Annotated in this window: 26 protein-coding genes; 10 read left to right on the top strand and 16 right to left on the bottom strand. The window is 68.9% G+C overall.

Annotated elements, in window-relative coordinates:
* Positions 1–22: 22 nt before the first annotated feature.
* Both ACT3S3_RS07460 and hflX read right to left on the bottom strand, forming a co-directional pair.
* Complete coding sequence (locus ACT3S3_RS07460; protein WP_301443578.1) at positions 23–1,366, bottom strand: uracil-xanthine permease family protein; 1,344 nt, start codon at positions 1,364–1,366, stop codon at positions 23–25.
* A 19-nt stretch (positions 1,367–1,385) separates the two neighbouring features.
* Positions 1,386–2,840 (bottom strand): GTPase HflX, encoded by a 1,455-nt coding sequence (hflX, locus tag ACT3S3_RS07455; protein WP_301443573.1) that lies wholly within the window; start codon positions 2,838–2,840, stop codon positions 1,386–1,388.
* A gap of 48 nt (positions 2,841–2,888) precedes the next feature.
* Here hflX and ACT3S3_RS07450 point away from each other — a divergent pair, with 48 nt between their 5' ends.
* Both ACT3S3_RS07450 and ACT3S3_RS07445 read left to right on the top strand, forming a co-directional pair.
* On the top strand, positions 2,889–3,665 hold the full coding sequence (locus tag ACT3S3_RS07450; RefSeq protein ID WP_301443574.1) for a hypothetical protein: 777 nt from the start codon (positions 2,889–2,891) through the stop codon (positions 3,663–3,665).
* Positions 3,658–4,161, top strand: a complete 504-nt coding sequence (locus tag ACT3S3_RS07445; protein WP_444626552.1) for a hypothetical protein — start codon at positions 3,658–3,660, stop codon at positions 4,159–4,161. Before ACT3S3_RS07450 ends, ACT3S3_RS07445 begins: the two co-directional genes overlap by 8 nt.
* A gap of 20 nt (positions 4,162–4,181) precedes the next feature.
* Here ACT3S3_RS07445 and dapF read toward each other — a convergent pair whose 3' ends face one another.
* Both dapF and miaA read right to left on the bottom strand, forming a co-directional pair.
* Positions 4,182–5,120 (bottom strand): diaminopimelate epimerase, encoded by a 939-nt coding sequence (gene dapF / locus ACT3S3_RS07440; RefSeq protein ID WP_301443576.1) that lies wholly within the window; start codon positions 5,118–5,120, stop codon positions 4,182–4,184.
* Positions 5,121–5,169: 49 nt separating this feature from the next.
* A complete protein-coding gene (gene miaA, locus ACT3S3_RS07435) occupies positions 5,170–6,093 on the bottom strand; it encodes a tRNA (adenosine(37)-N6)-dimethylallyltransferase MiaA (protein ID WP_301443577.1) in 924 nt (307 codons plus the stop codon).
* Positions 6,094–6,161: 68 nt separating this feature from the next.
* Between miaA and ACT3S3_RS07430 the strand changes: the two genes are divergently transcribed.
* On the top strand, positions 6,162–7,469 hold the full coding sequence (locus ACT3S3_RS07430) for a DUF349 domain-containing protein (protein WP_441582080.1): 1,308 nt from the start codon (positions 6,162–6,164) through the stop codon (positions 7,467–7,469).
* Between the two features lie 101 nt (positions 7,470–7,570).
* Here the strand turns inward: ACT3S3_RS07430 and ACT3S3_RS07425 are convergent, their stop codons facing one another.
* A complete protein-coding gene (locus ACT3S3_RS07425; protein WP_301443262.1) occupies positions 7,571–8,314 on the bottom strand; it encodes an Rv2732c family membrane protein in 744 nt (247 codons plus the stop codon).
* A gap of 13 nt (positions 8,315–8,327) precedes the next feature.
* A complete protein-coding gene (gene miaB, locus ACT3S3_RS07420) occupies positions 8,328–9,875 on the bottom strand; it encodes a tRNA (N6-isopentenyl adenosine(37)-C2)-methylthiotransferase MiaB (protein WP_444626551.1) in 1,548 nt (515 codons plus the stop codon).
* 209 nt (positions 9,876–10,084) lie between these two features.
* On the opposite strand from miaB, the gene gluA reads away from it, so the two are divergent.
* Genes gluA through ACT3S3_RS07400 form a run of 4 tightly spaced genes read left to right on the top strand, consistent with a single transcriptional unit; the run spans position 10,085 to position 13,412 of the window.
* Entirely contained in the window at positions 10,085–10,813 is a 729-nt protein-coding gene (gluA, locus tag ACT3S3_RS07415; protein WP_301443268.1) for a glutamate ABC transporter ATP-binding protein GluA, read from the top strand.
* A 13-nt stretch (positions 10,814–10,826) separates the two neighbouring features.
* A complete protein-coding gene (locus ACT3S3_RS07410) occupies positions 10,827–11,753 on the top strand; it encodes a glutamate ABC transporter substrate-binding protein (RefSeq protein WP_301443264.1) in 927 nt (308 codons plus the stop codon).
* 31 nt (positions 11,754–11,784) lie between these two features.
* A complete protein-coding gene (locus ACT3S3_RS07405; RefSeq protein ID WP_301443265.1) occupies positions 11,785–12,474 on the top strand; it encodes an amino acid ABC transporter permease in 690 nt (229 codons plus the stop codon).
* Entirely contained in the window at positions 12,474–13,412 is a 939-nt protein-coding gene (locus ACT3S3_RS07400) for an amino acid ABC transporter permease (RefSeq protein ID WP_301443266.1), read from the top strand. The genes ACT3S3_RS07405 and ACT3S3_RS07400 overlap by 1 nt, the downstream gene beginning before the upstream one ends.
* Here ACT3S3_RS07400 and ACT3S3_RS07395 read toward each other — a convergent pair.
* The 3 genes from ACT3S3_RS07395 to ACT3S3_RS07385 form a co-directional block, all read right to left on the bottom strand.
* A complete protein-coding gene (locus ACT3S3_RS07395; RefSeq protein ID WP_444626549.1) occupies positions 13,409–14,056 on the bottom strand; it encodes a regulatory protein RecX in 648 nt (215 codons plus the stop codon). The genes ACT3S3_RS07400 and ACT3S3_RS07395 overlap by 4 nt on opposite strands.
* Positions 14,057–14,070: 14 nt before the next feature.
* Positions 14,071–15,228 carry a recombinase RecA gene (gene recA / locus ACT3S3_RS07390; protein WP_444626548.1) on the bottom strand — a complete coding sequence of 386 codons (1,158 nt, stop codon included), beginning with the start codon at positions 15,226–15,228 and terminating at the stop codon, positions 14,071–14,073.
* A 265-nt stretch (positions 15,229–15,493) separates the two neighbouring features.
* Complete coding sequence (locus tag ACT3S3_RS07385; protein ID WP_444617203.1) at positions 15,494–15,700, bottom strand: DUF3046 domain-containing protein; 207 nt, start codon at positions 15,698–15,700, stop codon at positions 15,494–15,496.
* Between the two features lie 181 nt (positions 15,701–15,881).
* On the opposite strand from ACT3S3_RS07385, the gene ACT3S3_RS07380 reads away from it, so the two are divergent.
* From ACT3S3_RS07380 to ACT3S3_RS07370, 3 genes are read left to right on the top strand one after another with little or no spacing between them, the layout of a single operon-like run.
* Positions 15,882–16,436, top strand: coding sequence for a biotin transporter BioY (locus tag ACT3S3_RS07380; RefSeq protein ID WP_444626563.1), 555 nt, complete (start codon positions 15,882–15,884; stop codon positions 16,434–16,436).
* Entirely contained in the window at positions 16,433–17,125 is a 693-nt protein-coding gene (locus ACT3S3_RS07375; protein WP_301443435.1) for an energy-coupling factor ABC transporter ATP-binding protein, read from the top strand. The genes ACT3S3_RS07380 and ACT3S3_RS07375 overlap by 4 nt, the downstream gene beginning before the upstream one ends.
* Positions 17,122–17,751, top strand: a complete 630-nt coding sequence (locus ACT3S3_RS07370) for an energy-coupling factor transporter transmembrane component T family protein (protein WP_301443436.1) — start codon at positions 17,122–17,124, stop codon at positions 17,749–17,751. The genes ACT3S3_RS07375 and ACT3S3_RS07370 overlap by 4 nt, the downstream gene beginning before the upstream one ends.
* A 12-nt stretch (positions 17,752–17,763) precedes the next feature.
* Here the strand turns inward: ACT3S3_RS07370 and ACT3S3_RS07365 are convergent, their stop codons facing one another.
* The 7 genes from ACT3S3_RS07365 to ACT3S3_RS07335 all read right to left on the bottom strand — a co-directional run bounded on the left by ACT3S3_RS07365 (position 17,764) and on the right by ACT3S3_RS07335 (position 26,058).
* Positions 17,764–18,498 (bottom strand): DUF1707 SHOCT-like domain-containing protein, encoded by a 735-nt coding sequence (locus ACT3S3_RS07365; protein ID WP_301443437.1) that lies wholly within the window; start codon positions 18,496–18,498, stop codon positions 17,764–17,766.
* Between the two features lie 10 nt (positions 18,499–18,508).
* On the bottom strand, positions 18,509–19,354 hold the full coding sequence (locus ACT3S3_RS07360; RefSeq protein WP_301443438.1) for a PspA/IM30 family protein: 846 nt from the start codon (positions 19,352–19,354) through the stop codon (positions 18,509–18,511).
* An 81-nt stretch (positions 19,355–19,435) separates the two neighbouring features.
* Positions 19,436–19,813 (bottom strand): helix-turn-helix domain-containing protein, encoded by a 378-nt coding sequence (locus ACT3S3_RS07355; RefSeq protein WP_301443439.1) that lies wholly within the window; start codon positions 19,811–19,813, stop codon positions 19,436–19,438.
* A 103-nt stretch (positions 19,814–19,916) separates the two neighbouring features.
* Positions 19,917–20,492 carry a CinA family protein gene (locus ACT3S3_RS07350; protein ID WP_301443440.1) on the bottom strand — a complete coding sequence of 192 codons (576 nt, stop codon included), beginning with the start codon at positions 20,490–20,492 and terminating at the stop codon, positions 19,917–19,919.
* On the bottom strand, positions 20,485–21,111 hold the full coding sequence (gene pgsA / locus ACT3S3_RS07345) for a CDP-diacylglycerol--glycerol-3-phosphate 3-phosphatidyltransferase (RefSeq protein WP_301443442.1): 627 nt from the start codon (positions 21,109–21,111) through the stop codon (positions 20,485–20,487). Before pgsA ends, ACT3S3_RS07350 begins: the two co-directional genes overlap by 8 nt.
* Positions 21,112–21,222: 111 nt before the next feature.
* Positions 21,223–22,311 (bottom strand): TerC family protein, encoded by a 1,089-nt coding sequence (locus ACT3S3_RS07340; RefSeq protein ID WP_444626544.1) that lies wholly within the window; start codon positions 22,309–22,311, stop codon positions 21,223–21,225.
* 210 nt (positions 22,312–22,521) lie between these two features.
* On the bottom strand, positions 22,522–26,058 hold the full coding sequence (locus tag ACT3S3_RS07335) for a DNA translocase FtsK 4TM domain-containing protein (RefSeq protein WP_444626542.1): 3,537 nt from the start codon (positions 26,056–26,058) through the stop codon (positions 22,522–22,524).
* Positions 26,059–26,120: the final 62 nt, after the last annotated feature.

The following is a 26,120-nucleotide window of genomic DNA, read 5'->3' as shown; positions in this document are numbered from 1 at the left end:
CCGGTTCTGTCTGGCGCGGCCTCTAGTTGTGGGAGAGGTAGTCCCGCACGGCGGGTTCGCGTCCCTCCCCGACGTTCTCGAACAGCCACCGCAGCAGCGGGTAGCCCACGATGATGCCCACCGAGCCCCAGGCGATGCCCTCGAGCTCGAGCGAGCCGATCTGCAGGGTGAGGTTGCCGATGCCGGCGATCAGGGCCACGGCCGCGGCGGACAGGTTCACCGGGTTGGTCAGGTTGACGTTGTTGTCCTGCCAGATGCGGATACCCAGCAGGCCGATCATGCCGTAGAGCACCATCGTGGCCCCGCCGAGCACGCCGGAGGGGATGGTGTTGATCACGGCACCGAACTTCGGGACGAAGGCCAGCACCATCGCGGTGACCGCGGCCACCCAGTAGGCGGCGGTGGAGTACACCTTCGTCGCCGCCATCACCCCGATGTTCTCGGCGTAGGTCGTGGTGCCGGACCCGCCGAAGCCGCCGGCCAGGGTGGTCGCCAGACCGTCACCGATCAGTGCGGGCCCGGCCTGGTCGTCCAGGTTGCGCTTGGTCATCCCTGCCACGGCCTTGACGTGTCCGACGTTCTCGGCGATGAGCACCACCACGACGGGCAGGGTCAGCAGGACCGCACTGACGTGGAACTCGGGGGTGTGGAAGTCCGGCAGACCGAACCACGCGGCGTCGGAGATGACCTCGCCGGCGTCGTCGGAGATGTTGCCGGTGACCACGGCGAACACCCAGCCGACGACGACACCGATGAGGATCGCCAGCCGGCCGACCATACCGCGTCCGGCGACGGTGATCACCAGGACGGCGAACAGGGTCACCGCGGCGACAAGGGGCTGCTCCTGGAAGTTCGCCGTCGCCGCCGGGGCCAGGTTCAGGCCGATCAGCGCGACGATCGCACCGGTGACCGCCGGGGGCATGACCGCGTCCAGCACGCGCCGTCCGGCGGCCTTGACCAGGACACCGACCAGGATCAGCACGATTCCGGCGACCATCACCCCGCCGAGCTGGGCGGCGAAGCCCTCCGCCTGGGTGGCGGTCAGCGGGGCGATGAAGGCGAAGGAGCTGCCCAGGTAGGACGGCACCCGGTTGCGGGTGATCAGCAGGAACAGGATCGTGCCGATACCGGAGAACAGCAGGGTGGTGTTCACCGGGAAGCCGGTGAGTGCGGGCACCAGCAGCGTGGCGCCGAACATGGCGATCACGTGCTGCATACCGATGCCCACGGTCCGTGGCCACGTCAGCCGCTCCTCGGGGGCGACGACCGCCCCGGGGCGGATCGTGCGGCCGTCCCCGTGGAGCGTCCACCCGAACAGCTTCCCCCGTTCAGGTTCCCCGCCGGGCGCTGACTTCTTCTCCTGCATCTCGTCCATTCGGACGAGCTTATTCTGTCGCCCTGTCGTCCGCGATACGCAGGTCCGCCAGTTCCGCGGCGATCACCCCGGGAAGGCGGACCTCCACGCGGGTGCCGAGCTCGGTGTACTCCTGGTTGAGCACCGTGCCGTACTCGTGCAGGCGGGAGACGACCTCCCCCCGGTCGAAGGGGACCTGCAGGACCACGTGCTCGTCCCGGGAATTCAGGAACAGTTCCAGCCGGCTCTCCAGGGCGGCGATCCCCTCCCCGGTGTGCGCGGAGACGAAGAGCACGTCGTCCAACCGGCTGCGCAGCTCTGCGAGCACCAGCGGGTCGGCCTGGTCGACCTTGTTGATCACCAGGATCTCCGGGGGCGCGGACTCGCCGGTGTCCTCGGCGATCTCGCCGATGACCTTGTTCACCGCGGCGATCTGCTCCATCGGGAAGGGGTCGGAGCCGTCGACGACGTGCAGCACGACGTCGGCGGCCATGACCTCCTCCAGGGTCGAGCGGAACGCCTCGACGAGCTGGGTGGGCAGGAAGCGGATGAACCCGACGGTGTCGGAGAACATCACCGCACGCCCGTCGGCCAGCTCGGCCCGCCGGGTCGTGGGGTCCAGGGTGGCGAACAGGGCGTCCTCCACGAGCACCCCCGCTCCGGTCAGCGCGTTGAGCAGCGAGGACTTGCCGGCGTTGGTGTACCCGGCGATAGCGACCTGGGCCATCGCCGAGGCGTCGCGGCGGCCACGCTGCACGTCGCGGGACTTCTTCATGCCCTGGATCTCGCGGCGCAGGCGCGCCATCTCGCTGCGCAGACGACGACGGTCCGCCTCGATCTTCGTCTCACCGGGGCCACGCAGACCCACACCGCCGTTGGAGCCCGCCCGGCCACCGGCCTGGCGCGACAGTGCGCCACCCCAGCCACGGACGCGGGTGATCAGGTACTCCAGCTGCGCCAGGGCGACCTGGGCCTTGCCCTCCTTGGACTTGGCGTGCTGGGCGAAGATGTCGAGGATGAGCATCGTCCGGTCGATGACCTTGACGTCGAGCGCCTTCTCCAGGGCGATCATCTGCCCGGGGCTGAGCTCGCCGTCGGCGACGACGGTGTCGGCGTTGGTCTCCACCACGATCTGGCGCAGCTCCTCGACCTTGCCGGAGCCGACGTAGGTGCCGGCGTCCGGCTTGTCGCGGCGCTGGTAGAGCATGTCGGTGATTTCCGAGCCCGCGGTCTCCGCCAGGGCGGCGAGCTCGGCGAGACGGGCCTCGATCTGGGCGGTGTTGCCCTCGGTCCACACCCCGACGAGCACCACGCGCTCCAGGCGCAGCTTGCGGTACTCGACGTCGTAGCCGTCGTCCTGCTCGGTGGAGTGGACGTTGGTGCCGCGGGTCAGGCGCCGCAGGCTGGAGCGTTGCTCGAGATCGAGCTCGCCGACGGACGTCTCAGCCGGTTCCGGCGTCTCAGGATTCTGTTGGTTGCTTGTCATTGCCCACCATCTTTCCACGATTCGGGGCCACGGAGTAGAGTCGCACCCATGATTCCGGAACTGAGAAGCGTGGGGTTGGAGTTCAGCCGCTGGCAGGACGCCCTGGAGGCGGCGTACGGGACGGGGGCTCTCCGGGTCACCGGGGAGGTCCGCGACGGCCAGGTCCTGCAGTACGACGACCCCAGCGGTGCCCGCCTGGTGATCCTCGCCGTGCCGCCCTACGGTTCCTTCGCCAGCTTCAGCGGGGGTGCGGAGACCTCCGCGCACCTCAGCATGGTCGACGACATCGTCGGTGTGCTCGACATCGTCGCCGACTCCCCCATGCTGCAGGTCCGCGCCGAGGGCGCCCCGGTGACGGCCTCGCTCACCGCGACCGTCGCCCAGGGCCCGCTGCTGTCCGAGGAGGGGACGCTGACCTATCAGCCGGTGCAGATCACCGCGCTCGCCGCAGACCTCGCGGTCTACCGCACGCGGGACGAGGCCGCACGCGCGGGCGTCCTGCGCGTCGGTTCGGTGGAGTCCACGGGCCTGTCGGACCTGAACTCCGGTGCGGTCGCCCCGCACGCCGGCGCGTCCATCGCCGTGGAGGTCGCCGCCGCGGAGCGTCGTACCGCCGCGCTGACCGGCCAGTCCTTCTGGGTGTGCACGGTGAACGCCCCCTTCGCGTTCACGGTCGTGGTGCCCGCGGGGGAGGAGGACGATCTGCCGGTCGGCACGATCCTCTCCGGCAACGTCCAGTTCACGACCACCGCCGTGGACCCGGCGTCCTGCTCCTCTGGCGGATGCGGCTGCGGGTCAGGAGGCTGCGGAGGATCCTGTGGCTAGAAGCATCTCCAAGGCGCTCGCCGGGGTGGTGGTCGTGGGAGCCCTGTCGTGGCTGCTGATCAGCACACTCGGCCGCTTGGGCGTGCTCATCACCGTGATCCTGGTGGTGGTCGCCGCCGTCGCCGTGGTCCGTCAGGACTCCGAGCGCGAGATCGCCGCGCTGAAACGCTCGATCGACCTCTCCGCCACCGACATCGCCACGATCCTGGACGACTGGGACGAGTTCCGGTTCTACAACGACCCCGCACGGGTCCGCGACCGGCAGCTGCACCGCCCCGAACTGTGCGCGGCACGGTCCGAGGTCTCCAGCGTGGCACGGTTCCACGCCGCGGCCGCGTCGTGCGAACGTTTCCTGCGCCACCTGCCGGAGCAGACGACGTCACTGTCCACCGTGGCAACCCTGACCGAGCTGCTGCACGAGACCGACCAGCGCGCGCTCAGCCTGCAACGGCTGTGGGAGCGCGCCCGTCAGGACTCGGTGCATTCCCGGTACTGACGGGGTTACCCCGGATAACCCTAGCCGCGCTCCACGGTGACCGAGGTGGTGAACACCAGCCGCGAGGGCCCGCGCAGCACCGCGGGCACCTGGTTGCCCTCTGCGTCCTGCCCCACCGTCACCGCGACCTCCCCGCCGGGGATGACCACGCGCACCGTCCGTGACCACGCACCGTCCTCACCCGACCGATCTGCAGCGTCCACAGCAGCCACGGCGGCCACAGCGGCGGCCACCGTCCCGGTGCCGCAGGACAGCGTCTCCCCCACACCCCGTTCGTGCACGCGCATGTGCACCGTGTCGTCCTGCAACGCGGTGACCAGCTCCAGGTTCACCCCGTCGGGGAAGACACCCTCGTCGTAGCCGGGTGCCTGGTCGACCGGCAGCGCGGCCAGCGCGTCCGGCGTCAGCCCGGGCACCACGCACGCCAGGTGCGGGTTGCCCATGTCCACGCCGACACCCTCGTAGGACGCCCCGGCGAGCGTGGCGCTGGAACGCCCGGTCACCCGCGGCACCCCCATGTCCACGCTGACCTCGGCGTCGGTGTCGTCCACCGAATGGATTCGCACGTCGCGGCGTCCGGCCCGCGTGCCGACCGGCACGGTGCCGTCGGCCGAGCGGTCGTCCTCGCCGACCAGCGACAACGCGCTCAGGGCGTGGGCGAACACCCGCACACCGTTGCCGCACATCTCCGCCACCGAACCGTCGGCGTTGCGGTAGTCCATGAACCAGTCGCCGTCGCGCACCCCCTCGGGACGCTGCTCCAACACCCCGGCGGCCAGCAGCGCACCGGTGGTGGCGATGCGGATCACCCCGTCCGCCCCGATGCCGCGGTGACGGTCGGCGAGCGACTGCACGAGCTCCTCGCTGAGGTCCACCGTCGCCTCCGGGTCCGGGACCAGGATGAAGTCATTGCCGGTGCCGTGACCCTTGATTAACTCGATCTGCCTGCGCTCAACCATGCCGCAGAGTCTAGTCGCCGTAGCACTCGGCCACGATCTACCGCATGAACTACCGCACGATCTCGTGCACGACCTCGCGGGTGACGTCCGGGTCGGCAGCGTCGAACCAGCGGATACGCGGGTCCCGCTTGAACCAGGCCCGCTGCCGCCGGGCGTAACGGCGCGTCCCGCTCACCGTGCGCTCCACGGCCTCGTCCAACGTGAGTTCGCCGGCGAGGTGGTCGAGCACCTGCGCGTAGCCGATCGCCTTACCCGCGGTGGAGTCACGCACCAGGCCCTGCGCCACCAGGCCACGGACCTCGTCGACGAGCCCGAGGTCGAACATCTGGTGGACGCGCGTCTCCAGACGGGGGTTCAGCCAGTCCGCCTGCGCGGCCAGACCGATGATCACCGTGTCCCAGCGCGTCGGCCGGTCACTCGGCGGCAGGGACGCGGCGAAGGGGCGCCCGGTGAGTTCGATGACCTCCAGGGCCCGCACGGTACGCCGGGAGTCCCGCACCTCGATCGTGTCCGCGGCCTGCGGGTCCTTCTCCGCGAGCTGACCGTGCAACGACTCAACCCCCACCCGGTCGAGTTCACGCTCCCACCGGGCACGCACCGCCGCATCGGTGGGCGGGAGCTCCCACTCGTCCAGGAGTGCCTGCAGGTACATCATCGACCCACCGACGATCACCGGGACCCGTCCCCGGGCGGCCACGTCCTCGACGTCGGCGATGGCGGCGTCGCGGTAGCGCGCGACCGAGGCGGTCTCGGTGACGTCCAGGACGTCGAACTGGTGGTGCGGGATCCCCCGTCGTTGCTCCGGCGGCAGCTTCGCCGTGCCGATGTCCATGCCGCGGTAGAGCTGCATGGAGTCGATGTTGACGACCTCCCCGTCGACGGCCTCCGCCAGCGCCAACGCCGTCTCCGACTTCCCCGACCCGGTGGGCCCCACGATCGCCACCGGGCGGGGGCGTGGTTGTGCTGCACTCATGTCGGAGCAGTCTACGGCGGGTCTGCCATAATGTCAGGTAGCCCACTCCACCGACCGAAGGACCCCCGATGAACGTCCCCAAGCCCGGACCCAAGCCAGGTGCCCGGCCCGGTGCCACGCCCGGACCCAAGCCAGGTGCCCGGCCCGGCGCCGCCTCTGCCGGCACCACCGTCGCCCCGTCCACGAAGGACGCCGCGGCGCACGGACGCATCGACGACGACGGGGTCGTGTGGCTGACGGTGGACGGCGCGGAGCGCCGTATCGGCGAGTGGAAGGCCGGCAGCGTCGAGGAGGGACTTGCCCACTACGCCCGCCGCTTCGCCGACCTCGCCACCGAGGTGGAGGTCCTCGCCGCGCGTCTGGGCACCCACCCGGAGGAGTTCGCCCGCGTGCGTACCGACGCGACCCGCCTGCAGGACGGCCTGGCCGACGCCGGTGTCCTGGGGGACCTCGCGCGGCTGGACCGTCGACTCACCGAGATCGTCACCACCGCCGGCCAGGTGGAGGAACGCCTGGCCGAGCGTCGCGGGGAACTCGTCGCCGAGGCCGAGCGCATCGCCGCCGACGGCGAGGACTGGAAGGCCGACGGCGACCGGCTGCGCGCCATCGGCGACCAGTGGAACGCCGCCGGCGGTGACAGGGCCGCCGACAAGGCCCTGGCCAGCCGGCTGCGCGCGGCCCGCGGGACGTTCAAGGAACGCCGCGACGGCCACTTCGCCGACCTCGACCGCCAGCGCGACAGCGTCCGGCGTCGCAAGGAGGACCTGGTCAAACGCGCCGAGGCACTGCAGAACTCCACGGACTGGAACGAGACCGCCCGGGCCTACCGCGACCTGATGGCCGAATGGAAGGCCGCCGGACGTGCCCGCCGCGCCGACGACGACCGGCTGTGGGCCCGGTTCCGCGGCGCGCAGGACGTCTTCTTCGGCGCCCGCGACGAGGACAACCGCCGCAAGGACGAGCAGTTCGCCGGCAACGCCGAAACCAAGCAGGCCCTCCTCGACGAGTACGACGGCCGCATCGACCCGCAGGTTGACCTCGACCGGGCCCGCGAAGTGCTGCGCGAGCTGCAGGAGAAGTGGGACGAGGTCGGCTACGTGCCGCGCGACCGGGTCAAGGAGTTCGACGAGAAGCTCGGTGCCCTGGAGTCCCGCGTCAGTGACTTCGCCGAGCGTCAGTGGCGCCAGACCGACCCCGAGGCCGAGGCACGCGTGGCCCAGTTCCAGGCCCGGGTCGACCAGCTCACCGCGGACGCCGAGGCCGCCGAGAAGGCCGGACGCCACAAGAAGGCCGAGGACCTGCGCGGCCAGGCCGAGCAGTGGCGCTCGTGGGCGGCGACCGCGGCAGAGGCCGCCGCCGACTCCGGACAGGACTAGGCACAGCTCCTGCCCGGTTCCCGTGGGACGGGTCTCCCCCACGCACGCAGCAACCCCGGAGGTCGGTCACACCGACCTCCGGGGTTGCTCGCTGGTTGGGGCTAGTCTTCGGTGTCCCCGGTGTCCTTGGCCACGTCGTGGCGTTGACGCCTGGCGCGGACCTTGTCGCGTCGGTCGTCGACGACCTCGGCCTCCTGCTGGGGCTCCAGGCCGGTGCGCAGTACGAGCTGGGCCGCCCTCGACTCCTCGTCACGCCCGGCCTCCTCACGGCGGCGGGCGGCGATGGCCTTCTGCACCGCACCACGGCGCAGCAACCGGCTCGACAGGGTGATGAAGATGAGCACCATCGCGATGAACCCGAGGATCAGACCGATCCCGGGGCCGTCGCCCGGCTCTGTCGGCGGACGGGACTGCCGCATCCCGATCGCCAGGACACCGTAGACCCAGCCGATACCGGTCAGCGTCCAGTTCACCCAGGTGACCAGCGCGGAGCGGGAGATCACCGTACCCAGGGTCAGCAGCACACCACCGACGAGCGCGAGCCAGGCGTAGACCCGCTCCGGCAGCGTGGTGACGAACGTCTGCGCCAGGTCGGAGAACAGCAGCACGTCGTAACCGTGGACCTCCCCGGAGTGCGGGAGGAAGAGCGAGACGAGGACGACCACCGCCCCGAACACCAGCACCGGCAGCGACGACCCCAGCACGATGGTTCCGGACGCGCGACGCTCCGCCACGGCGAGATCTCCGCCGGCGCTGCGCTCCAGCTCCTCGACGTGCTTGTTGAGGGCCTCCACGCGGCGCTTGTTCAGCGCCTCGCGGCTCTCCGGCTCCTGGGCCCTCTTCACTCCGTCAGTCTTCCTACTCACAACCGCAGCCTCCGTCCTGAACTCCCGATGTCGCCGGAGCGGCGGGTGCCGACGGCCTTCCGATCCCCGGCAGGCCGAGGCCGACGCCGGCTCCCGCCTGCCCGACCGGGCCCGTGGTGGGCACGGAACCGGCCTCCGCCATGTCCCCCGCCTTCGTCCGACGGTGCGAGTGCACACCGGAGTCGGCGATGAGGAAGTGCGGTGCCGAGGAGGTCACGGTGACCTCCACGACGTCCCCGGGACGCACGGCCTCGTCGCCCGGGGCGAAGTGGACGAGCCGCCCGTCGCGGGAGCGTCCGGACATGCGCTGCGTGCGGGCGTTCTTGCGTCCCCCACCGTCCTGCACGAGCAATTCGACGCGCCGGCCGACCTGGGCGGCGTTGTCCTCGCCGCTGATGCGCTCCTGGAGCCGTTCGAGACGCTCGTAGCGGTCCTGCACCACCGACTTGGGGATCTGGTCGGACAGGGACGCCGCCGGCGTCCCCGGGCGCGGGGAGTACTGGAAGGTGTAGGCGCTGGTGAAGCGGGACTCCTCGACGACCCGCAGGGTCTCCTGGAAGTCCTCCTCGGTCTCACCGGGGAAACCGACGATGAGGTCGGTGGTGATCACCGCGTCCGGCATGCGCTCACGGACCTTGTCGAGGATGCCGAGGAACTTCTTCGAGCGGTAGGACCGGCGCATGGCCTTGAGGATCCGGTCGGAGCCCGACTGCAGCGGCATGTGCAGCTGCGGGCAGACCACCGGGGTCTCGACCATCGCGTCGATGACGTCGTCGGTGAACTCCGCCGGGTGGGGGCTGGTGAAGCGCAGACGCTCGAGGCCCTCGATCTCACCGCAGGCGCGCAGCAGCTTCGAGAAGGCGCTGCGGTCACGTTCGACGAAGGGGTCGGAGAAGTTCACCCCGTAGGCGTTGACGTTCTGCCCGAGCAGCGTGACCTCGGTGACACCCTGGGCGACCAGGGCCTCGACCTCCGCCAGGACGTCGCCCGGGCGACGGTCCTGCTCCGCACCGCGCAGCGAGGGCACGATGCAGAACGTGCAGGTGTTGTTGCAGCCCACCGACACACTCACCCAGCCGGCGTAGGTCGACTCACGCTTGGCCGGCAGCACGGAGGGGAACTGTTCCAGCGAGTCGACGATCTCCACCTCGGCGCGCCGGTTGTGCTCGCTGCGCGACAGCAGGGTGGGCAGCGACCCCATGTTGTGCGTACCGAAGACCACGTCCACCCACGGGGCCTTGTCGACGACGGTCTGCTTGTCCTTCTGCGCCATGCAGCCGCCGACCGCGATCTGCATGCCCGGATGGCCGTCCTTGACCTCCTTGAGCTGGCCGAGCGTGCCGTAGAGCCGGTTGTCGGCGTTCTCCCGGACCGCGCAGGTGTTGAACACCACGACGTCCGGCGTCGAGCCACCACGCACCGGCACGTAGCCGGAGTCCTCGAGCAGTCCGGAGAGTCGCTCCGAGTCGTGGACGTTCATCTGGCAACCGAAGGTGCGGACCTCGTACGTTCGGTTGTTCCGGTTGTCAGGCCGGGTCATTTCTGCAGTACTACGGGATTCAACCACGGTCCCCGAGTGTAGTGCAGCACCCCCGCCAGGCCCTAAGAACACCCGCGTCAACGGCCCGGGAACTGCACATTCGCCGGTATTAACGGAATCGTAACGTGATACAAGCCTCAGCGGGTTCCCCGTCATGGCGCAACTAACACTAGACTTCTCGCATGACAGTTCAAGAGAATGCATCGAGCATGATCACCCTCACCGGGGTGAACAAGTATTTCGGAGACTTCCAGGCCCTGAAGGACATCAACCTGGACATCCCCTCAGGCCAGGTCGTGGTGGTGCTGGGGCCGTCCGGTTCCGGCAAGTCGACCCTGTGCCGGACGATCAACCGGTTGGAGACCATCGACACCGGGGAGATCCGGATCGACGGCGAACTCCTCCCCGAGGAGGGTAAGGACCTGGCCCGGCTGCGTTCCGAGGTCGGCATGGTCTTCCAGTCCTTCAACCTGTTCAGCCACATGACGATCCGCGACAACGTCACCCTGGCACCGGTGAAGGTGCGAAAGACCTCCAAGTCAGACGCATCGAAGGCCGCCGACCGCCTCCTGGACCGCGTCGGCATCGCCGTGCAGGCCGACAAGTACCCCGCCCAGCTCTCCGGCGGGCAGCAGCAGCGCGTGGCCATCGCCCGCGCCCTGGCGATGGAGCCGAAGGTCATGCTCTTCGATGAGCCGACCTCCGCCCTGGACCCCGAGATGATCAACGAGGTCCTCGACGTGATGGCCGGCCTCGCCGCCGAGGGCATGACCATGGTCGTGGTCACCCACGAGATGGGCTTCGCCCGCCGCGCCGCCGACCGGATCCTGTTCATGGCCGACGGCGCCATCGTCGAGGACACCGACCCGGAGACCTTCTTCACCAATCCCGAGTCCGACCGGGCCAAGGACTTCCTGGCGAAGATCGTCGGGCACTAGGGAGGGGAGGAAGATGAAAACCGAGAACAGAAAACCCCGGTCGGTCGCCCCGCGGCGGGCCGGCCTGCTGCGACGGGTCACCGCCGCGGTCCTCGTCGTCGCCGGTGCCGCCACCATGACCTCCTGCGGGAGCTCCGAGCCGCGTTCCCTGCTTGACGACATCGAGAACGGCAGCGTGACCCTGGGCACCAAGTTCGACCAGCCCGGACTCGGCGAGCGCACGCCGGACAAGGAGTTCGTCGGCATGGACGTCGACGTCTCCCGCTACGTCGTCGAGTTCATCGCCGACAAGAACGGGTGGGACGTACCCGAGATGGAGTGGCGCGAGACGCCGTCCTCCCAGCGCGAGACCCTGATCAACAACGGCGAGGTCAACATGATCGCCGCCACCTACTCCATCAACGCCGGACGCCTCGCCGCCGTCGACTTCGCCGGCCCCTACATGGTCACCCACCAGGGCCTGCTGATCGAGGCCGAGACCGGCATCACCGGACTGGAGGACGTCAAGGACGGCATGCGGCTGTGCTCGGTCTCCGGCTCCACCCCCGCGCAGAAGGTCAAGGAGGCCCTGCCCGGTGTGCAGCTCCAGGAGTTCGACACCTACGCCGCCTGCGCCGAGGGTGTGAAGCAGGGCGTGGTGGACGCCCTGACGACCGACGCGACGATCCTCGCCGGCTTCGCCCAGCGCTACAAGGAGCGTTACGACGACGACTTCCGCGTGATCCAGCTGCAGAACCCGGACGGCTCCTTCTGGACCGACGAGCACTACGGCATCGGCCTGCCCAAGGGCGACGGCGCCGACCGCGAGGCGGTCAACGAGGCCCTGGAGGAGATGTACGACTCCGGCGCCTTCGACCAGATCGTCAAGGACAACCTGGGCGAGGACTTCGAGATCGGGCCGAAGCCCGACATCGGCGACCTCTCGTTCACCGAAGACTAGAACCACACCTGAAAGGAAGGGAGGTACCGACATGAATCCCGATCTCTGGGCCGAGATGGGCCCACAACTGTTGTCCGTCTTCTGGATGACGATCAAACTCGCGTTCTGGTCTGCCATCGGTGCGCTGATCCTGGGGACGATCCTCACCGCGATGAGGGTCTGCCCGGTCGGCATCCTGCGTACGGTCGCCACGGTCTACATCAACACCGTGCGAAACACCCCGCTCACACTGATCGCACTGATCATGTCGCTGGGGCTCTACTACCAGCTGAACCTGCTGCTGGCCTCGAACTCCAGCCCCAACTTCATCGAACAACAGAACTTCCGCCTGGCGGTCCTGGCGTTCATCCTCTACACCTCGACCTTCGTGGCCGAGTCGCTGCGTTCCGGCATCAACACCGTGCCCTTCGGCCAGGCCGAGGCGGCGCGCTCCCTGGGGCTGAGCTTCACCCAGAACTTCCGGCACGTCGTGCTGCCCCAGGCCTTCCGCGGGGCCATCGTCCCGCTGGGCAACACGTTGATCGCCCTGATCAAGAACACGACCATCGCGTCGGTCATCGGCGTGGGTGAAGCCTCACTGCTGATGAAGACCATGACGGAGAACTACGCCAGTGACCTGTTCATCATCGCCGGCATCATTGCCGCCGGCTTCATCGTCCTCACCCTCCCGACCGGCCTGTTCTTCGGCTGGGCCGGCAAGCGTTGGGCGGTGAAGCGCTGATGTCCACACGTGCAACAGTCCTCTACGACGCCCCCGGCCCCAAGGCGGTCCGGTTCAACCGGGTGCTCACGGTCGTCACCGTGGTCCTCCTGCTGCTGATCCTGGCCTTCGTGCTGGTGAAGCTCAATGACGGCGGACAGCTCGACAAGGCCAAGTGGGAGATCTTCTTCTACGGCAACACCTGGACGACCTACATCCTGCCGGGTCTGTTCTGGACCTTCGCCTCGGCGATCCTCTCGATCGTCCTGTCCCTGGTCTTCGGCGCGGTGTTCGGTATCGCCCGACTGTCCACGATCGCCCCGGTGCGCTGGTTTGCCGGTGTGGTGGTCGAGTTCTTCCGCTCGATCCCGGTGCTCGTGCTGATGATCTTCACCTACGCCTTCTTCGGCCACTACGCCGTCTTCCCGTCGACCTACCTGGGCTTCGCGGCCGTCGTGACTTCGCTGACCCTGTACAACGGGTCGGTGATCGCCGAGATCCTGCGTTCCGGCATCGAGTCGCTGCCCAAGGGCCAGTCCGAGGCGGCCTCCGCGCTGGGCCTGTCCTGGGGTCAGATGATGCGCAAGATCCTGCTCCCCCAGGCGGTGGCGGCCATGCTGCCGGCGATCGTCTCGCAGATGGTCATCGCACTGAAGGACTCCGCGCTTGGTTACGGCGTGAACTTCGTCGAGGTCGTGCGTTCCGGCCGTCAGCTCGGTGAGTTCTACGGCGCGATGCTCCCGGCACTGCTCGTGGTGGCGGCGATCATGATCATCATCAACTTCGGGCTCTCGAAGTTGGCCGAGCGCATGGAGCAGCAGCTGCGTGCCGGTCGCGCCCGCCGCAACATCGCGGCCAAGGTCCCCCACCAGAAGGACCAGGGGCTCGAGACCAAGGACTCGGTGAATGTCGACTGGCATGCCGAAGGTCACAAGGACCTGAGGTCGACCACCGACTAGCGGTCCTCTCCCCCGAGTTCCTCGATCCTCAGGTCGAGGGCACGGCGGGCCCGGGTGAGGCTCCTGCCCTCCGGGAATCCCCGCCTGGCGGCCACCCCGACGATTCGTCGCAGGTGTCGCTCGTAGTCCCGACGGTCGGCGGGCACCGTGGTCACGGTGCCCGCCTTCTTCGTCACCAGGTTGTCGAGGATGGCCTCCTGGTCGGCTTCGTCGACCTGTGACAGCGCTTCCTCGATGAGGTGGCCTGCCACGCCTTTCGTCACGAGTTCGCGGCGCAGCACGCTGACGGACTTGCGCTGGTTGTGCTGACGCTGGCGTACCCACTCGTTGGCGAAGCGGGCGTCGTCCACCATGCCGTTGGCGATGCACCGCTCGACGACGAGCTCCACCAGGTCGGGGTCGACGGTCTCCCCGTCCGCGCCCGAGGTCTCGGCGAGGCGTCCCCTGAGTTCGGAGACCGAGCGGTCACGGTGGCTGATCAGCCGGGTGGCCTTCGACTTCAGCGGTGCGAGACGCTCCTCGAGACTCTCGTCGATGATCTCCTCACCGGTCTCGCCACGCTGCACCGCGGCGATGGCAGCCTGCAGCTGCTCGATCCGGTCGGACGTGCTGGAGTCGGACGTGCTGGAGTCGGACGCAGACACCGGAGTACTCCCGTCTAGTCGTCTTCCTCGTCATCGAACGTGGGGACCACGCTGATCGGCACGTTGTCCGGGTCCTCGATGCCCGGGACGTCCATGGCGGCGGACTCCGTCTCCGCCTCGGGGGCCTCGGTACCCTTGGCTGCGGCGTAGGGGCCGACCTGGAGGGTACGCATGATGCCGTCCTCGATCTCGGAGGACAGGTCCGGGTTGGCCTTGAGGAACTCGCGGGCCTTCTCCTTCCCCTGGCCCAGCTGGTCGCCCTTGTAGGTGTACCAGGAGCCCGACTTCTTCACGAGCCCGTTGTCCACGCCCAGGTCGATGATCGAGCCCTCTCGCGAGACACCCTCACCGTAGAGGATGTCGAACTCGGCGATCTTGAACGGCGGGGAGACCTTGTTCTTCACGATCTTCATCTTGGTGCGGTTACCCACCGCGTCCTGCCCGTCCTTCAACGTCTGGATACGGCGCACGTCACAGCGCACCGAGGCGTAGAACTTCAGGGCCTTACCACCGGTGGTGGTCTCCGGGGAGCCGAACATCACGCCGATCTTCTCGCGCAGCTGGTTGATGAAGATGGCGGTCGTGCCCGTCTGGTGCAGTGCACCGGTCATCTTGCGCAGCGCCTGGCTCATCAGCCGGGCCTGCAGACCGACGTGGCTGTCACCCATGTCGCCGTCGATCTCGGCCTTCGGGGTCAGCGCGGCCACGGAGTCGACGACGATGATGTCGATGGCGCCGGAACGCACGAGCATGTCGGCGATCTCGAGGGCCTGCTCACCGGTGTCCGGCTGCGAGACCAGGAGGTTGTCCGTGTCCACGCCCAGCTTCTTCGCGTAGTCCGGGTCCAGGGCGTGCTCGGCGTCGACGAAGGCGGCGATGCCGCCGGCCTTCTGCGCCTCGGCGATGGCGTGCAGCGCCACGGTCGTCTTACCCGAGGACTCCGGGCCGTAGATCTCGACGACACGTCCACGCGGGAAACCGCCGAGGCCCAGAGCCACGTTGATCGCGATGTTTCCCGAGGAGATCACCTGGATCGGGGGACGGTTGTCGTCGCCGAGACGCATCACCGCGCCCTTGCCGAAGTCCTTCTCGATCTGCGACATCGCCAGGTCGAGCGCCTTCTGGCGGTCAGCACCTGCGTTGCCGTTCCCGCTCTTCTTCTTGGTGGCCATGTGCCCTCATTTCCGTTCTCGTTCTCGGCGCTGCCGGTGTGCAGCGCCCCGTGGACCTCACCCTGAGACCTCTACCGGTACAGAAGTCCCCGTACAGGAGAGACTCGCCAGGCACCTCCCGGGGTTCCCTGGGGAGGCCGTCGGCGTCACTGACTATTTCTACCGCACCGAGTGGACACCACAGACAATACACGAACCTGTGTTCGAGAGAAGTCGACACGCCCCGACATTGTGGTGGCCCACCCCTCCCCGCACACAGGTGCCGTCACAGGTCCTCACCGAGCCGACGCTCGGAGGGGACCTCGAAGTCGTCGCACAGCGACAACCAGACCTCCCTGAGATCGTGCCCCTGTTCGATCAGTTCGGCGGGCGTCTCCCCGAGCCCCGCGAGGACGTGGCTCCCGGCGATCCAGCTACCGAACGAGTCGCCGAACTCTCCGTGGACCAACCGGTCGAACTCCGTACGTCGCATGGCCCATACGCTAACAGACGCACCCGTCCCACCCCGGTCTTGAACGGCGTACAAGCCACGGGCTAGAGTTCTTCACATGGTGAACTCATCAACCCGCCCGGCCGACACCGCCGACTCGGCCGATTCAGCCGCCCCGAACAATCGGGGCGGTCGACGGTCCACGGCCACCGACATCGCCCTGATGGCGACCTTCGCCGCCCTGATCATCGTGCTCGGCGCGGTGACGATCCCGGTCGGCTCCCTCGGTGTCCCGATCGTGCTGCAGAACATGGGCGTCGCCCTGACGGCGATGATCCTCGGCTGGAAGCGCGGCGGCCTCGCCGTGCTGCTCTTCATCTCCGTCGGCTTCCTCGGCGTGCCGAACATGGCCGGCTGGAAGCCCGCGTTGGCCGCCGTCGCCGGCCCCACGGTGGGCTACATCGTCGGTTACGTCGTCTCCGCCGTCGTCATCGGCGCCATCGCCCAGCTCGCACCGCGTCGCCATGCCGCACGCGTCGGTGTCTTCATCGTCGCCGGACTCGTCGGTGTCTGCGTGCAGTACCTGTGCGGCAGCATCGGCCTGATGCTGCGCGCGGGGATGGACTTCACCGGCGCACTGGTCTCCAACGCCCCGTTCATCCCGGGTGACATCGTCAAGATGGTGGTCGCGGCCCTCATCGCCGCCGCCGTCCTGCGGGCCGTCCCCGACCTCGCACCGTCCGCACGCCGACGGGACAAGTCCGGGGCCGCCGCATGACCGTCACCTACGACAGGGCCGGCGTCGTCGTCGACGGATCCACGCTCCTGCACCCGGTGACCCTGGATCTCACCGAGCAACGTGTCAGCGTCATCGGCGCCAACGGCTCCGGTAAGTCGACCCTGATCAGGATGATCAACGGCCTGACCCCCGCCACCTCCGGGACGGTGGAGGTCGACGGCGTCCCCGTCGGACGCCGCGGGCGCAAGGTACGCGGTGCCGTGGGTTTCCTCTTCTCCGACCCCGACAACCAGATCATCATGCCCAGCGTGGCCGAGGACGTCGCCTTCTCACTGCGCGGTTCCGGGTTGTCCCGTACGCAGATCGCCGAACGGGTCGCCGAGTCCCTGCGTGCGGTGGGGCTGGAGGGCAAGGACGAGCAGTCCCCGCACCTGCTGTCCGGCGGCGAGAAGCAGATGCTCGCGCTCGCCTCGATCACCGCACTGTCGCCACAGGTCGTCGTCGCCGACGAGCCGTCCTGCCTGCTCGACCTGGTCAACCGCAACCGGTTGCGCCGCACCCTGGACTCCCTGGAGCAGCAGGTCATCACCGTCACCCATGACCTGGAGCTCGCCGCCGACGCCGAGCGGACGATCTGCGTCGACGACGGCAGGATCGTCGACGACGGTGCCCCGGACGACGTGATCGCCGCCTACGTCCGCCGGATGTCGGAGGTGGGCTGCCGGTGATCAGCCCCTCCCGTGTGCCCCTCGGCGTCTACTCGCCGGGGACGTCCCCGGTCCACCGCGCAGCGCCCGGGGTGAAGCTGGCCGTGCTCAGCGTCTTCCTCGTGGCCTCCGCCGTGCTGGTCGACTCCTGGGTAGGGGGAACTGTCTGCATCGCCCTGGTCCTCCTCGTGGCACTCATCGCCCGCATCCCCCCACGGCTGCTGGTACGTCAGCTCAGCGGCGCACTGCCGTTACTGGTGTTCCTCGGGTTGATGCTGTGGTGGCGCACCGACTTCCAGCAGGCGGCGACCATGGTCACCGTCCTGTTCTCCGCCGTCGGCGGGGCGGTGGTGCTCACCCTCACCACCCGGGTGTCGGAGATGATGGCCACCTTCGAGCGGATGCTCGCCCCCTTCGCCCGGTTCGGTGTCCCGGTCGACCAGGTGAGCCTGGCGCTCACCCTCACGCTGCGACTGATCCCTCTGCAGGTCCAGGCGGTCAACGACGTGCTGGACGCCCGGCGTGCCCGAGGGTCACGCTCCGCAGCGGTGTCGCTGACCGCCTTCGGCGTGCCCGTCGTGGTCAGGACGATCCTGCGTGCCCGTTCCATTGCCGACGCACTGCGTGCGCGCGGCGCGGCGGACTGACGGCCCCCACCACTACGGCGCCGAGATCTCCCCGGCGGCCCGCCGCGGCACCGTCTTGACCTCGACGCCACCCATCACGGCGATGCCACGCACCCGCACCACGGGTGCGTCGGGCGGCAGATCACGTTCGCGTAGTCGGACCGACCTGGACCGGGCGCTGCCGAAGCCACCCATCAACCCGAACCCGTGCTCAACCACCCGGACGTCCTCCGGGACCAGGATCTGCACGCCGCCCATCACCGCGGTGACGGTGACGACGGTCTCCGGGGACTCGAAGACGGCATTCCTCAGGTCAAGCAGCGCGCCTCCCATCACGACGACCACCCGGTGGGCCCGAGCACAGGCCCACTCCCCCTTCTTGTCCACCCCGGACATCACCGCGACCGACCACGCCGAGCCCGGTACCCCGGTGAACCTGGCGTCGCCGGACGTGGCGAGTGCCGACCCCGGTCGACGGACGGGCGGGGCGCCCGCGTTGCGGCGGGACGTGCCCGCGACGACGGCCATCGGATCGACGACGAGGTCGTCGAGCAGTGCGGCGAGGTCCGCGCGCGAACCAACGCTCCACGCGGCCGCGCAACGTTCGTCAAACTCCCCCAGGTCGATCTGCCCGCGGGCGGTTGCCTCGGACAATTCAGCGAGGACGCGCTCCCTGTCCACGGTCGAGGCCCGCAGCGCATGTCCCCCGTCGCCACGGGCCTCCCCGCGTGCCTCCCTACGGGAGCTGTCGTCGGGCGGGGTCACCATGTGACGAAGCCTACTCCCCCCGGAGCTCGCGCATCTTCTGTGCGACGGCGTCGTTATTCACCGACTGTGCCTGGGGTTGCCCCTGGTTGATCGCCTGCTGCGAGCCCGAGCCGGACACGGCGTTCTGTCCGGAGTTTCCGCCACCCATCTCCGCACGCAGCTGCTCCAGGCGGGAGTGACCGGCCATGTGCACGCCGGCCTGCTCGACCTCTGCCATCCGGCCCTGCACGGAGTTCTCCGCCAGCTCGGCCTGCCCGAGGGCGTTGGAGTAACGGCGTTCGATCTTCTCGCGGACCTGGTCCAGGTTCGGCGAGTCCGCGCTGGCGGCCCGGTCCATGGACTGCAGCGAGTCCGCAACCTTCTCCTGCATCTTCGCCTGCTCGAGCTGGCTGAGCAGCTTGGTGCGCTCGGACACCTTCTGCTGCAGCTGCATCGAGTTGCGCTCCACGGCCTTCTTGGCCTGGTCCGCCTGCTGCAGCGACTGGTCGTGCAGCTGCTTCATGTCCTCGACCGACTGCTCGGCGGTGACGAGCTGGGCGGCGAAGGCCTCGGCGGCGTTCTCGTACTCCACGGCCTTCTGGTTGTCGCCCTCGGACCGGGCCTTGTCCGACAACGTCAGCGCCTGCTTGGTGTTGGACTGGAGCTTCTCGATCTCGGCGAGCTGACGGTTCAGCTTCATCTCCAGCTGACGCTGGTTGCCGATGACGGCCGCCGCCTGCTGCGACAACTGACGGTGCTGGTTCTGCGCCTCACGGATGGCCTGCTCGATCTGCACCTTCGGGTCGGCGTTCTCCTCGATCTTCGAGTCGAACAGCGCCATGAGGTACTTCCAGGCCTTAGAGAACGGGTTTGCCATGAGTCTGAACGTCTCCTTCGGACGGGGCGATGAGGTCGCAGGGTCGGTGCGTGACAGCTAGATGTCAACCACGAAAGTATATCAGCGCGCGGCGGCGGACACCGGCTCGACCGGGGTGGCGGCGGTCAGTTCCGCCGCGGCCGCGTCGAACGCCATCATCGCGGCGGCCTCGATGATCACCTGGGACACCCGGATCCCCAGGGCCACGCACACACTCGCCAGCAGCTCCGAGGAGACCTCCTTGCGGCCCCGCTCCAGCTCGGAGAGGTAGCCGGGGCTCACGTTGGCGGCCACGGCCAGTTCCCGCAGCGTGCGGTGGGAGTCCTCACGGAAGCCGCGCAACGTCGCGCCGAGGGCCTCACGCAGGAGCGGTTCGGCGAGCGTCGTGGACACCGCGTCCACGCCCGCCAGGTCGACGTCGGGTCGTTCTTTCTCGAGTACCGAAGTGTGCTTTGCCATTACCGTCTCCAACGGTTGGGGGTCCGTTTTTGTTCCCGCCAAGTCTAGACTACGACGACGGCGGCGTCCTGCCTTCGCGACGAGCCGGACGGGCCGGAGCGTCTCAGAAATCGTCGGCGACCGCGCTGAGCGCGTCCAGTGCGTCCACCGCGTCAATCGCGAGGGAGAGCGCGCGGGACGCGGCGGCAGCGCGTACGTCGCGTCGCGAGGGCCCCGCGGGTCCCGGGGAGCCGAGGTCAGCCTCCGTCAGTGACACGACGTGGTCGATGGCCTCCTCCCCGGCACGAGGGGCGGACCACACTGCCACGTAGACCTCACCGACCGGGTGTCCGTCCTGACTGTCCGGCCCGGCCACGCCCGTCACACCGAGGCCGATGTCAGCACCACAACGGGTGGCCGCACCGCGGGCGAGCTGCCGGGCGACGTCCGGGTCCACCGGTCCCCTGGCGTCCAGCAATTCCTCATCCACGCCGGCCAGGCTGGCCTTGAGGTCGGTGGCGTAGACCACGAGACCTCCACGCAGCACCGCCGAGGCGCCGGGGATGTCCGCCACCGTCGAGGCGATCGCCCCTGCCGTCAGGGACTCCGCGGTGGCCACCGTGAACCCGGCGGACGTCGCGGCGGTCACCAGTCGACGCGCCAGGATCCCCGGCAGCGCCGAGCCCCCTGCCTCAGGCATGTGCGGCACCTGGGGCGCCGTCGGCACCGGCACGGTTACGCGAATCCAGCAGGTACTGCACCCCGGTGACCACGGTCACCAGCACGGCCAGGCCCACGAGCGGGTACGTCAGCCAGTTCGTCCACTCCGGCAGCGGGGCGATCACCATGGCGACCGCGAGCGTCTGCAGGACCGTCTTCAACTTGCCGCCCTTGGAGGCCGGCACGACCTTGCCCCGACGGGCCAGGACCATGCGCCACACCGTGATACCCAGCTCACGGACCACGATCACCACCGTGACCCACCACCACAGGTCGCCGAGGATGTTCAGCGAGACCATCGCCGAGATCATCAACGCCTTGTCGGCGATGGGGTCGGCGAGCTTGCCGTAGTCGGTGATCACCTCGTAGCGCCGAGCGAGGAACCCGTCCAGCTGGTCGGTCGCCATCAGCACGCAGAAGGCCACCAGGGCCCACCACCGCAGGGCGTGGTCGAGGTCCCGCTCACCCTGCAACGGCCCTGCCGCGATGAGCAGCCACACGAACACCGGGATCAGGATGATCCGCACGGTGGTCAGGACGTTGGGGAGGTTGAACCGGTGGACGGCGCGACCGAACTGCGACCGCCGCGCACCGGTCATGGTGCCGTGGGGGCCGCGATCGTCACTGTTCTGCATCTCGTGCTGAGTCTCTTGCACCCTTCACATCCTACCCAGTACGGCCGTCGGGGGTAACACCGACGGGGCCCGACATCAGCGGTTGCCAGCGGACTCTACGGAGGTCCCGGAGTCTTCCTCGGTCGCGTCCGCCTCGCCGTCCGCCTCGCCGTCCGCCTCGCCGTCGTCCTTGCCCGCGTCGTGGCGCGACTTCAGCAGGCTGGCGATCACCGTCACGGCCAGGACGCCGACGATAACGATCAGCGACGTCACCGTCTCCACCTCGGGGGCACCCAGCACCGGCTCGCCACCGTTGATGAACGGCAGGCCGTTCTCGTGCAGGGCGTGCAGAATCAGCTTGGCACCGATGAAGGCCAGGATCACGCCCAGGCCGTAGGGCAGGTACACCAGGCGGTCGAGCAGTCCGTCCAGCAGGAAGTACATCTGTCGCAGACCCAGCAACGCGAAGGCGTTGGTGGTGAACACGATGTAGGGCTCCTGGGTGATGCCGTAGATCGCCGGGATGGAGTCCAGTGCGAACATCAGGTCCGTCATGCCGATCGCCACCAGGCAGACCAGCAGAGGCGTCACGGCGAACTTGCCGAGCCGACGCACGAACAGCTTGTCACCGTGGTACTCGTCGGCCACGGGAACGGCCTTGTTCAGCGTCTTGATCAGCTTCATGTCGCTGGGGTCCTTCTCCGGCTTGTCGGAGACCTCGTCGCGGACCACGCTGAACGCCGTCCACAGCAGCCAGATGCCGAAGATGTAGAACACGTCCGACCAGGCGTCGATGGCGGCGGCACCGAAGGCGATGAAGATACCGCGGAAGACCAGCGCCAGGGCGATACCGATCAGCAGCACCTTCTGCTGGTACTCCCGCGGCACCTTGAACGTGCCCATGATCAGGGCGAAGATGAAGAGGTTGTCCACACTCAACGCCTTCTCCGTGACGTAGCCGGTGAAGAACTCCACCCCGTGGACGTGGGGGTCGCCGGGCTCACCCCAGGTGAACCAGAGGAACACCCCGAAGCAGCAGGCCAGGGCGACGTAGAACAGGCTCCACCAGGCAGATTCCTTGATGGTGGGGGCGTGGGGGGTACGCACGTGGGCGTAGAAGTCGAAGACGAAGAATCCTGCGATCACCACGATGGTGATGATCCAGGTGAGGGCGTTAACTTCCATGACGGGTCGAAACCTCCGGTCGGCTAGGTGGACCGGAGGTCTCCCCCACCACCAGCAGTGTCACTCCTGGTGGCCGGCACGACCGGGGACCGATGACGGTCGCCGTGTTGACGATCAGTGCCGTGGGCGGGGTACTCCCCTCCTGACTTCTCAGGACTATACCAGAAGCCCGCCCCGGGTGTCCCTCCCGACGACGCGGGACGAGGAGCCCTAGAACACGCCGGCGGTACCGGACGGGTCGGCGCGCACCACGCGCGGCTCGTCCTGCGCCTGGACCACGGGGATCTCCCCGGTGGGGTCGCTGTCCTGGTCCGGGTAGCCGCCCGGGGTGTCACCGGCCGACGCACTGCCGGCAGCGGCGGTATCGGCGGTGGGGACGGCGGCGTAGTCGTCCTGCGCGTAGTCGTCCTCGCCGTACTCGTCGCCCCAGACATCGGCCTCGCCCTGCGCGTCCTTCGGCGCCTCGGCCGGGTCTGCCCCCTTGAGCATCCAGACGATGGTGTCCAGCTCCTCGGGCTTGACCAGCACGTCGCGGGCCTTGGACCCCTCGGACGGGCCGACGACCCCGTGGGTCTCCATGAGGTCCATCAGGCGTCCTGCCTTGGCGAAGCCGATGCGCAGCTTGCGCTGCAGCATGGAGGTCGAGCCGAACTGGCTGGTGACCACGAGCTCCACGGCCTGCAGCAGGTCCTCCAGGTCGTTGCCGATGTCCGGGTCGATGTCCTTCTTCGCCTCGGCGGCCTTGTCCTCGGTGACGCCGTCGGTGTAGTCGGGCTCGGCCTGGTCCTTGGCCGCGTCGACCACGGCCTGGACCTCCTCATCGGTGACGAACGCGCCCTGCATGCGCAGCGGCTTGCCCGCACCCTGCGGGATGAACAGCCCGTCGCCCATGCCGATGAGCTTCTCCGCACCACCCTGGTCCAGGATCACGCGGGAGTCGGTGAGCGACGACGTCGCGAAGGCCAGGCGGGAGGGCACGTTGGTCTTGATCAGGCCGGTGACCACGTCCACGGAGGGACGCTGCGTGGCGAGCACCAGGTGGATGCCCGCGGCACGGGCCTTCTGGGTGATGCGCACGATCGCGTCCTCGATCTCCTTGGGCGCGGTCATCATCAGGTCGGCGAGCTCGTCGACGACGCAGACGATGTACGGGTACGGGCGGTACTCGCGCTCGGAGCCGGCGGGCGTGGTGATCTCACCGGACTTCACCTTGCGGTTGAAGTCCTTGATGTGGCGCACGCGCGTGGACTTCATGTCCATGTAGCGCTGCTCCATCTCCTCGACCAGCCAGGTCAGGGCGGCGGCGGCCTTCTTCGGCTGCGTGATGATCGGGGTCACCAGGTGCGGGATGCCCTCGTAGGGGGTCAGCTCCACCATCTTCGGGTCGATGAGGATCAGGCGCACGTCCTCCGGTGTCGCGCGCGTCAGTACGGACACCAGCAGGGAGTTGACGAAGGCGGACTTACCGGAACCGGTGGAACCGGCGACGAGCAGGTGCGGCATCTTCTGGATCGAGTGCGCCACGAAGGTGCCCTCGATGTCCTTGCCCAGCCCGATGAGCATCGGGTCGGGGTCGTCGTGGACGTTGGGGGCGTTGAGCACGTCGCCGAGGCGGACCATCTCGCGGTCGCTGTTGGGCACCTCGATACCCACGGCGGACTTGCCCGGGATCGGGGTGAGCAGCCGCACGTTGTCGGTGGCCGCGGCGTAGGCGAGGTTGGACTGCAGATTGGTGATCTTGGAGACCTTCACACCCGGGCCGAGCTCGATCTCGTAGCGGGTCACGGTGGGTCCGCGGGAGAAGCCGGTGACCTGGGCGTCGATCTTGAACTCGGCGAAGACCTCGGTGATCGCCTCGATCATCCGGTCGTTGGCCTCACTGTGGGTCTTGGCGGCCTCACCGGGGACCAGCAGTTCGGTGGACGGCAGGAGGTACTCGGCCGAGGTCACGTCGGCCACGGGCGGGGTCTCCTCGACCCCGGACGTTCCGGACGCACCGGACGCCGCCGAGGCGCTCGCGGCGTCCGGGTCGGCGCCGGAGCGCGCGAGGATACGGCGGCGGGTCTCCTCGCGGTCGTCCGCGGCGGACTGCCCGGACGCCGCAGGCGCGGTGCGGGTCGCACCGGCTCCAGCCGCCGCAGCAGCGCCAGCTGCGCCAGCCGCGCCAGCCGCCGCAGCCGCCGCAGCCGCGGGTGCCGCCACCGGCGCCACCGCGGGCACCGGGCTCGCCGGCGCAGGGGTCTTGGGTGCGGGCGTCTTCGCGGCGGGGGCAGCAGAAGCTGCGGAGGATGAGTCCTCGCCGAAGAGGTCGTCGTCGATACCCGAGGTCGCGGCCGGGCGCGAGCCACGGGTGGCAGGTGCCGCACCACCGACGGTGGGCGCCTGGAGGTCGTCGTCCTCGACCGGGGCACCCGGGTCCGCCAGCTCCTGCGGGCTCTTGCCCCGGAACACCAGGGTCGCCTGGTCGTCGGAACTGGAGCTGGAGTTGGAGTTGGAGTCCACCGGGTAGTTGTCCATCGGCGACGGGCGGCGGGCCGCGCGGGTCTCGGCGGACGCAGCGGACCCAGCGGATGCAGGGGCGCGTCGCGTCCTGCTCATCGCGGAGGTGGAACGCGGGGCGCGGTCCTGGCGCACGGCGTCGTCGAGTTCGCGGTCGACGGAGGCGTACTCGTCGTAGTCCTCGTCGCCGTAGTCGTCATAGTCCCCGTAGCCGTCGTAGCCACCGTCGCCCTGGGAACCGGCCCGGCTGCGGGCACGGTAGCCCAGCCAGCCGGCGAGCGAGGACACGAGCTGGCGCACGGTCATGCCGGTGAGCTGCAGGCCGCCGTAGACGATGACCATCAGCAGCAGCGGGACCGCGACGTACTCACTGAAGCCCACGGCCATGGGTGTGCCGACGAACTGGCCCACGATGCCGCCGGCGGACGCCCGTCCCTCCACGGTGCCGGGCTGTCCGGCGAGGATGTGGATGATGCCCAGGACGGCCAGCACGATGATTCCGATGCCGGCGCCGAGGCGCAGCCGGGAGTGCTGGGTGGTGTCGACGCCGACCATGAGGATCCAGGCCGTGGCTGCCAGCAGCACCGGGACCAGCAGGGCGGCGGCACCGATGAGGTAGGTCAGCACGAAGTCGATGCCGCCGCCGACGGTGCCGCCGACGCCGAACCAGGACGTCCCGGCGACGATGAGCGCGAGGGCGAGGGCGCCGAGGGCCGGGCCGTCGGCGCCGCCTCCCACGCGTTCGCGCGGCGCGTCGCCGAGCTGGTCCCGGTCGTCGTCCTCGGTCACGTCGCTACCTGCGCCGGACGCCGTCCTGTCGTCCTCCACGTGCCTGTCCACTCCCTTCGGTGCGGTCTTCTTCTTGGTGCCAGCTTTCTTGGTGCCGGTATTCTTCCTGCCGCCGGAGGCCCTGTCGATCACGGTCGTGGGCAGTTCGGCGGCGTCGTGGCTGCCCTGGCCGCCGTCATCGCCGTAGGCGTCGTCCGGGGCGTCGGGCGTCTTCACCGACAACTTGCGTGCGAGCCCACCGATACCGCGGGACATGCCGCCGAACATCGACCCCACCGACGACCCCACGGCGCTGAACGCGCCGCCGGTTCGTTCGAAGTCGGTCGTGTCGTAGGACGGCATCCGTCTGGTCTGCGTCGCGGCGCGCTTGGGTGCGTTGCCGGACGGACGGGTGGAACGCCCAGTGGAGCGCCGGGAGGAGGTCCCGGGAGAGGTACGCGTGCGACTGGTCGTTGACATGCGCGCCAGTTTAGCCCGGCGACCCCACCATTAACAGTCGCAACACGCGTCACATCCGTGAC

It is taken from the genome of Corynebacterium sp. AOP40-4SA-5 (assembly GCF_052377355.1).
In the GTDB taxonomy this organism is placed as follows: Bacteria; Actinomycetota; Actinomycetes; order Mycobacteriales; family Mycobacteriaceae; genus Corynebacterium.
The sequence above is the reverse complement of the archived record's forward strand: the minus strand, read 5'-3'. Positions and strand labels throughout refer to the sequence as shown.